The organism is Pseudomonas fuscovaginae SE-1 (genome assembly GCF_000364705.1).
Classification (GTDB): domain Bacteria; phylum Pseudomonadota; class Gammaproteobacteria; order Pseudomonadales; family Pseudomonadaceae; genus Aquipseudomonas; species Aquipseudomonas fuscovaginae_A.
In genome coordinates this window covers 1-2,309 of the sequence record NZ_AQOH01000206.1, presented here as the reverse complement: position 1 = coordinate 2,309, position 2,309 = coordinate 1, and the positions used below count along the sequence as shown (strand labels likewise).

General features: G+C 64.5%; 2 protein-coding genes. Both read left to right on the top strand.

The window, feature by feature from the left end:
• On the top strand, positions 1–570 hold a 570-nt coding region (locus tag K675_RS0118835; protein WP_026145335.1), incomplete at its 5' end, for a phosphopantetheine-binding protein.
• Positions 567–2,309: condensation domain-containing protein (locus tag K675_RS0118830; protein WP_026145334.1), on the top strand; the 1,743-nt coding region annotated here is incomplete at its 3' end. The genes K675_RS0118835 and K675_RS0118830, both read left to right, overlap by 4 nt.

The window sequence follows — 2,309 nt, the reverse complement described above, 5'->3', positions numbered from 1 at the left end:
GACGACCAGGTGAAGATCCGCGGTTTCCGTATCGAACTGGGCGAGATCGAGGCGCGTCTGGCGAAACACCCGGCGATCCACGAAGCGGTGGTCACCGCCCGCGAAGACGTGCCGGGCGACAAGCGCCTGGTGGCCTACTACACGCTTCGTTCCACGGAAACGGAGCCGGCGATCGACAGCCTGCGCGGCTGGCTGATGGGGCAACTGCCGGCCTATATGGTGCCGGTGGCCTATGTTCGGCTCGACGCGTTGCCGCTGACGCCGAACGGCAAACTGGACCGCAAGGCCCTGCCGGCGCCGGATGGTGATGCCGTGATCAGCCGGGGCTACGAGGCCCCGCAAGGCGAAACCGAAACCCTGATCGCCGCTATCTGGCAAGAGCTGCTGGGGGTCGAAAAGGTCGGTCGCCATGACCAATTTTTCGAACTGGGCGGCCACTCGCTACTCGCCGTGAGCCTGATGGAACGCTTGCGTCAGGAAGGCCTGGAAGCTGAAGTGCGCGACCTGTTCGAACATCCCACCCTCGCGGAATATGCGGCAACGACGGAAAGAATGGAGATTGTTCTGTGAGCATGATCGAACTGTTGGCAATACTGAAAGAAAAGGATGTGGAACTTTCCGTCAAGGGCGATCAACTGGTCGTCAGCGGCAAGCGACAGTCCCTCACGGAACCCGCCGTGCTGGCGATGTTGCGCGAGAACAAGGCCGCGTTGATCGAACTGATCAATGCCGGTGAGTACTCCAGCGGCAAGGCCGGTCGGGTGGAGATTCCCGACCCGGCTATCCCGCCCGGTTGCGAACGCATCACGGCGGACATGCTGCCCCTGGTCAAGCTGGATCAGGCGGCCATCGACCATATCGTCGCCACGGTCCCCGGCGGTGCGGGCAATGTGCAGGACATCTACCCGCTGGCGCCATTGCAGGAAGGCATTCTCTATCACCATATTGCCGCACAGCAGGGTGATCCCTATGTTCTGCAGGCACAGTTCGCATTTGCCAGCCGTGCCCGTTTCGACGAGTTCAGCAGGGCCTTGCAGCACGTGGTCGATCGCCACGATATCCTGCGCACCAGCGTGGTCTGGGCCGGTCTGGACGAGCCGGTGCAGGTGGTCTGGCGCCAGGCCCGGCTGGTGCTCACTGAAATCGACATCGACCCCGCTGCCGGTGCGGCCACCGAACAGTTGAAACAACGTTTCGACCCGCGCCACTATCGCCTCGATATCAGCCAGGCTCCCTTGCTGCGTCTGGCCTTCACCCACGATGTCGTCAACCGGCGCTGGGTGGCGATGTTGCTGTTCCACCACATCGCCATCGATCACGCGGCGCTGGAGGTGGTGCAACAGGAAGTTCAGGCGCACCTTGACGGCCAGGTCGGGATGTTGGGTGTGCCGGTGCCTTACCGCAACTATGTGGCCCAGGCCCGCTTCGGGGTCGGCGGCGAGCGCCATGAGGCATTTTTCCGCGAGATGCTCGGCGATGTCGACGAACCGACCCTGCCGTTCGGTTTGCAGAATGTGCGCGGTGACGGGCGTGGAATCGAAGAGGCCAGCCTGCCCCTGGCCGCCGACCTGAGCCGACGCCTGCGGGTCCAGACCCGACAGCAGGGCGTGAGCGCGGCCAGCCTGCACCATTTGGCGTGGGCCCAGGTGCTCGGGCGCCTGTGCGGACGCGACGATGTGGTCTTCGGTACCGTATTGCTGGGGCGGATGCAGGGTAGCGAAGGGGTCGAGCGGGCACTGGGGATGTTCATCAACACCTTGCCGTTGCGGGTCGCGGTGGGCGCCCAGGATGTGCGGGCCGCCGTCAAGGCCACCCATGTGCGGCTCACCGCGTTGTTGGGGCATGAGCATGCCTCCCTGGCCCAGGCCCAGCGATGCAGCGGCGTGGCCGCGCCGACGCCGCTGTTCAACGCCTTGCTCAATTACCGGCACAGTACGCTGGCGGCGAGCGACGAGGCGATCCAGTTGTGGGAAGGGATCGAGGTGCTGGGCGGCGAGGAACGCACCAACTATCCGCTGATCCTGTCCCTGGATGACCTGGGTGAAGGTTTCACCCTGAATGTGCAGGTGGTCGCCGGGATCGGCGCACAGCGGATCTGCGGGTATATGCGCACGGCCCTGGAACAGTTGGTCCAGGCCCTGGAACAGGCACCGACCACGGCGCTCAACCGCCTGCCGATCCTGCCGGCCGACGAGCGCGAGCAGTTGCTGGTAGGCTTCAACAACACCGCGCTGGAGTACCCGCAGGCGCAGACCATTCATGGGTTGTTCGAGGCCCAGGTGCGGCGCACGCCGGATGCCCTGGCAGTA